The organism is Actinoallomurus acaciae, assembly GCF_042429965.1.
Lineage (GTDB): Bacteria > Actinomycetota > Actinomycetes > Streptosporangiales > Streptosporangiaceae > Actinoallomurus > Actinoallomurus acaciae.
The window spans coordinates 1-5,065 of the sequence record NZ_JBHLZP010000560.1 but is presented as its reverse complement, the minus strand read 5'-3'; the positions used below and the strand labels follow the sequence as shown (position 1 = coordinate 5,065).

The window sequence follows — 5,065 nt, the reverse complement described above, 5'->3', positions numbered from 1 at the left end:
CGCCGGGCGGCGAACGCCGCGCTGTTCCGCGACGCGTACGCGCGCTACTGCTGGCCGGTGGACGGCCTGACGGGGCTGCGGCTCGCGCCGTTCCAGGTGCTGGCGGGGGAGGGGGCCGCCCATGCGACCCGCGACCACCGGTGGCACCTGGAGGTCGCCGACCGGCTGGCCGCCGCCGACGAGCTGATCGCCTCGACGCGGTCGCGCGTCGTCGACCTGACCGGTGACGAGGCGGACGCGGTCGGCTGGTGGCAGGACCTCACCGCGGCCGGCGGCGAGGGCATGGTGGTCAAGCCGCTGGGCCCGGCCCCGGAGGGACGGCTCGTCCAGCCGGGTCTGAAGTGCCGCGGGCGCGAGTACCTGCGGATCATCTACGGCCCCGACTACACCGAGCCCGAACACCTCGAACGGCTGCGGCAGCGGTCCCTCGGCCGCAAGCGGTCGCTCGCGATGCGGGAGTACGCCCTGGGCCTGGAGTCGCTGGACCGGCTCGCCGCCGGCGAACCGCTGTGGCGCGTCCACCAGCCCGTCTTCGGCGTGCTGGCGCTGGAGTCCGAGCCGGTGGACCCGCGCCTGTGAGCGCCTGCGGGCCCGCGGATGCCGACCGAGAGTCATGGGCGACTTCCGCGGCGGTCATCGCGGGTTCCTCCCTCCGATGAGCGAGGTTTCGGGGGCCGGTCGCCGGCCGCGGTCCGGCGGCCGGGAGACCGTGGCGCGTTCCAGCACCCACAGGACGAAGGTGCCGCAGGCCGGCACGCTCACCGCCGTCCAGCCGCCGTGCACCCACGCCACCGCGGCCGGCGCCGCCGGCGAAGAAGGCCGCCATCAACGCGGAGTTGAGCCGGTTGCGGATCTCCGGGCGCAGCGCGTAGATGATGTTCTGGTCGCCGTTGGGAGAAGCAGCCCCGGCCGGCCGGCGCCTCGGTGGCCCCGTAGATGAACGTTGAGGTTGTTCGTGCCGAGAGGCCGCCGGCGGCTCTACGGTCCGGCCGCCGACCGTGGCCGTGCACCCGTTCGGGAGGTGACGCGGCCACGGTCGCGCCGGTCAGTCGGCGGAGACCTCGCGGCCGTCCTCCGACCACAGCGTGTGGAAGACGCCCTCGCGGTCCACGCGGCGGTACGTGTGGGCGCCGAAGTAGTCGCGCAGGCCCTGGATCAGCGACGCCGGCCCGCGTTCGCGGCGGAAGCCGTCGTAGTAGGCCAGGGACGCCGAGAACGCCGGCGTCGGGACGCCGAGGTCGACCGCGGTGCGCACGACCTTGCGCCAGGCGTCCTGGGCGCCCGCGACCGCGTCGCGGAAGTAGTCGTCCAGCAGGAGGTTCGGCAGCTCCGGGCTGCGTTCGTACGCCTCCTTGATGCGGTCGAGGAAGCGCGCCCGGATGATGCAGCCGCCGCGCCAGATGGTGGCGAGCGTGCCGGGGTCGACGTTCCAGTCGTACTCGTCGGAGGCCGCGCGCATCTGCTCGAAGCCCTGTGCGTACGCGACCACCTTGGAGGCGTACAGCGCGTCGCGCACGGCGTCGACGAAGCCGTCCGGGGTCGACCCGCCGGCCGGGCCCGGCAGGACCCCGGCGGCGCGGGTGCGCTGCTCCTTGCGGGCCGACAGCGCACGGGCGTAGACGGCCTCGGTGATCGCGGTGACCGGCACGCCGAGCTCCAGCGCCGACTGCGCGGTCCAGCGGCCGGTGCCCTTCTGCTCGGCCTCATCGAGGATCACGTCGACGAGCGGGCGGCCCGTCGCGGCGTCGGTGTGCCCGAGGACCGTCGCGGTCGTCTCGATGAGGAACGACTCCAGGTCGCCCTCGTTCCACTGCTCGAAGGTCTGCGCGATCTCCGGCGCGGACATCCCGGCCCCGCTTGTGAGCAGGTCGTACGCCTCGGCGATGAGCTGCATGTCGGCGTACTCGATGCCGTTGTGCGCCATCTTGACGTAGTGGCCCGCGCCGTCGGGGCCGATGTGGGCGGCACACGGAGTGCCGTCCACCTGCGCCGCGATCGTGGTGAGGATCTCCGCGACCGGCGCGTACGCGTCGTCGGGGCCGCCGGGCATGATGCTCGGGCCGTTCAGCGCGCCCTCCTCACCACCGGAGACGCCGGTGCCGAGGAAGTGCAGGCCGCGCTCGGCCAGGGCCTTCTCGCGCCGCCGCGTGTCCTCGAAATGAGAGTTGCCGCCGTCGATCAGGATGTCGCCCCTGTCGAGCAGCGGCACCAGCTCGTCGATCACCGCGTCGACGGGCCCGCCCGCCTTCACCATGATCACGATCCGGCGCGGCCGGTCGAGCGAGGCGACGAAGTCCTCGAGCGAGGTCGCGGGCGTGAAGTCGCCCTCGTCGCCGTAGCGCTCGATCAGCTGTTTCGTCCGGCTCTCACTGCGGTTGTGCACGGCCACCGGGAATCCGTGGCGCGCGATGTTGCGCGCGAGGTTCTGCCCCATGACGGCGAGGCCGGTGACACCGATCTGACTTCCCACATCATCACCCCGTGCCCAGGCTAATGCCAAAGCCGGGAAGATGCCGGACGCGTGTTGGGCGAGGGTCGGCCGACCCGCCCTCACCGACGAGGCGAACGTCGGCCGGCACGGCACTGACCCGCTCCGGAAGAGCCGAAACCCGGCCGGGCACCCCGCGCTCGTTTCGGTGCCGGCGGAAAGTCAGGCTTTTTGGGCAAATAGCGTTCGACGCACCGGCGATCTCCGACAGGCTTCTGCCTTGTGGATGATCTTTCGTTGGTGCGCGACCACACGGTGCTGTCCGTCGTGGTCGGCTCCCGCGCGTACGGTCTCGCCACGGAGGCCAGTGACGTCGACCGGCGCGGCGTGTACGCGGCGCCGACGCCGCTGTTCTGGGGGTTCGCCAAGCCGCCGACGCATGTGGACGGGCCGGACGCCGAGCGTTTCTCCTGGGAGCTGGAGCGCTTCCTCGGGCTCGCGCTGGCGGCCAACCCGACCGTGCTGGAGTGCCTCTGGTCGCCCCTCGTCGAGAAGGTCACCGAGCGCGGCGAGGAACTGCTCGCGCTGCGCGGCGCCTTCCTGTCCCGGCGCGCGCACGCGACGTTCCTGCGGTACGCCGACAGCCAGTTCCGCAAGCTCACCGGCGATCTTCGCACCCGCGGCGAGCCGCGCTGGAAGCATGTGATGCACATGCTGCGCCTGCTGATCAGCGGACGGCACCTCCTGTCGTACGGGGAGCCGCTCGTCGGCGTGCGGGAGCACCGGGAACGCCTGCTCGCGGTACGCCGGGGCGAGGTGCCCTGGGCGGAGATCGAGGCCTGGCGGGAGACGCTGACCGGCGACCTGGACGCCGCCGTGGAGCGCAGCGCGCTGCCCGCCGAGCCGGACCGGGCGCGCGTGGAGGACTTCCTGGTGTCGGTACGGCGGAGGGACGCGCGATGACCCGCACGCTGCCGTCCTGGCTCGGCGAGGTGACCGGCGACGTGGTGTTCGCGACGGTCAGCGGCGCCCACCTGTACGGGTTCCCGTCCGCCGACTCCGACGTCGACCTGCGCGGGGTCCACCTGATGCCGCTGGAGGACGTCGTCGGCCTGCGGACCGGAGCCGGGACCGTCGACCGAACCTGGACGCGCGACGGCGTGGAGGTCGACCTCGTCACCCACGACCTGGCCAAGTTCGCCCGCCTGCTGCTGCGCCGCAACGGCTACGTGCTGGAGCAGCTCCTCTCGCCGCTCGTCGTCGCGTCCTCACCCCTGCACGAGGAGATGGCCGCGCTCGCGCCGGACTGCCTGACGCGTCACCACGCGCACCACTATCTGGGCTTCGCGCGCACCCAGTGGGGGTTCTTCGAACGCACCGGAGAGCTCAAGCCGCTGCTCTACACGTTCCGCGTGCTGTCCACCGGCATCCACCTCATGCGGACGGGCGAGGTCGTCGCCGACCTGACCACCCTCGGCCACGGGCCGGCGTACGTGCCGGAGCTCATCGAAGCCAAGCGGGAGGCCGAGCACGGCACGCTGCCCACGGACGCGCCGGGTCGCGAACGCCTCGCCGCCGACGTCGCCGCGATGACGGCGCGACTGGAGGGGGAGCGGGACCGCTCGTCGCTGCCCGACCGCCCCTCCGCCGAGCCGGCGCTGCACGATCTCGTCGTGCGCGCACGCCTTGGCTCCCCGCACGTTAGCTCTCGGCAGCAAGGGTAAATCGGTACGTCGTGGACACCCCTCGTCTGCTCAAGAAGCGGTATCGGCTCGGCAAGGTCATCGGGCGTGGCGGCATGGGCGTGGTCTGGCTCGCCACGGACGAGGTGCTCGACCGCAGGGTCGCGGTGAAGGAGGTCATCTTCCCGCCGGGGCTGCCCGAGGAGGAGCAGCAGACGCTGCGCCGCCGTACGCTCCGCGAGGCGCGGACCAACGCGCGGCTCAACCACCCCAACGTCGTCGGCCTGTACGACATCGTCGAGGACGAGGACCGGCCGTGGATCGTGATGGAGTACGTCCCGTCGCGGTCGCTCGCCGAGGCCGTGCGCGCCGACGGCCCCCTCACTCCGGAACGCGCCTCCGCGATCGGCCTGCAACTGCTCGGCGGCCTGCGGGCGGCGCACGCGGCGGGCGTCCTGCACCGCGACGTGAAACCGAGCAACGTCCTGCTCGCCGAGGACGGCCGGGTCGTGCTCGGCGACTTCGGGATCGCCACCGCCAAGGGCGGCTCGACGGTGACCTCCTCGAGCGTGCTGATCGGCTCGCCGTCGTACATGGCGCCGGAGCGGGCCCGGGGCAGAAAGGCCGGCCCGGAGTCGGACCTGTGGTCACTGGGCGCGACGCTGTACACCGCGGTCGAGGGCCGTCCCCCGTTCAACCGGGACAGTGCGGTGGCCACGCTGGCCGCCCTCGTCATGGACGACCCGGACGCCCCCGAGCGCGCGGGGCCGCTGTGGCCACTGATCAGCGGGCTGCTGCAACGCGACCCGTCGGCCCGCCCGTCCGCCGAGACCGTCGCGGAGCGCCTGCGCGAGATCGCGGAGGGCCCGGCCGCCGATCAGGCCGCCGATCAGGCCGTACGGGAGGGCGCGGAGACACAGGAGGGCGAGCGGGCGAGGCGCGGCCGCCGCCTGGT

At 73.0% G+C, this 5,065-nt stretch carries 4 protein-coding genes and 1 pseudogene; 4 read left to right on the top strand and 1 reads right to left on the bottom strand.

The window, feature by feature from the left end:
* Nucleotides 1-579, top strand: a pseudogene (locus ACFFNX_RS41830) (polynucleotide kinase-phosphatase); the annotation flags it as partial.
* 466 nt (nt 580-1,045) lie between these two features.
* Here the strand turns inward: ACFFNX_RS41830 and gnd are convergent.
* On the bottom strand, nt 1,046-2,470 hold the full coding sequence (gnd, locus tag ACFFNX_RS41825; protein ID WP_378211767.1) for an NADP-dependent phosphogluconate dehydrogenase: 1,425 nt from the start codon (nt 2,468-2,470) through the stop codon (nt 1,046-1,048).
* 258 nt (nt 2,471-2,728) lie between these two features.
* On the opposite strand from gnd, the gene ACFFNX_RS41820 reads away from it, so the two are divergent.
* The 3 genes from ACFFNX_RS41820 to ACFFNX_RS41810 form a co-directional block, all read left to right on the top strand.
* Nucleotides 2,729-3,391, top strand: coding sequence for a nucleotidyltransferase domain-containing protein (locus ACFFNX_RS41820; protein WP_378211764.1), 663 nt, complete (start codon nt 2,729-2,731; stop codon nt 3,389-3,391).
* Nucleotides 3,388-4,152: a nucleotidyltransferase domain-containing protein gene (locus tag ACFFNX_RS41815; RefSeq protein ID WP_378211762.1), complete on the top strand. Its 765-nt coding sequence runs from the start codon at nt 3,388-3,390 to the stop codon at nt 4,150-4,152. The genes ACFFNX_RS41820 and ACFFNX_RS41815 overlap by 4 nt, the downstream gene beginning before the upstream one ends.
* Nucleotides 4,153-4,163: 11 nt before the next feature.
* On the top strand, nt 4,164-5,065 hold a 902-nt coding region (locus ACFFNX_RS41810; protein WP_378211761.1), incomplete at its 3' end, for a serine/threonine-protein kinase.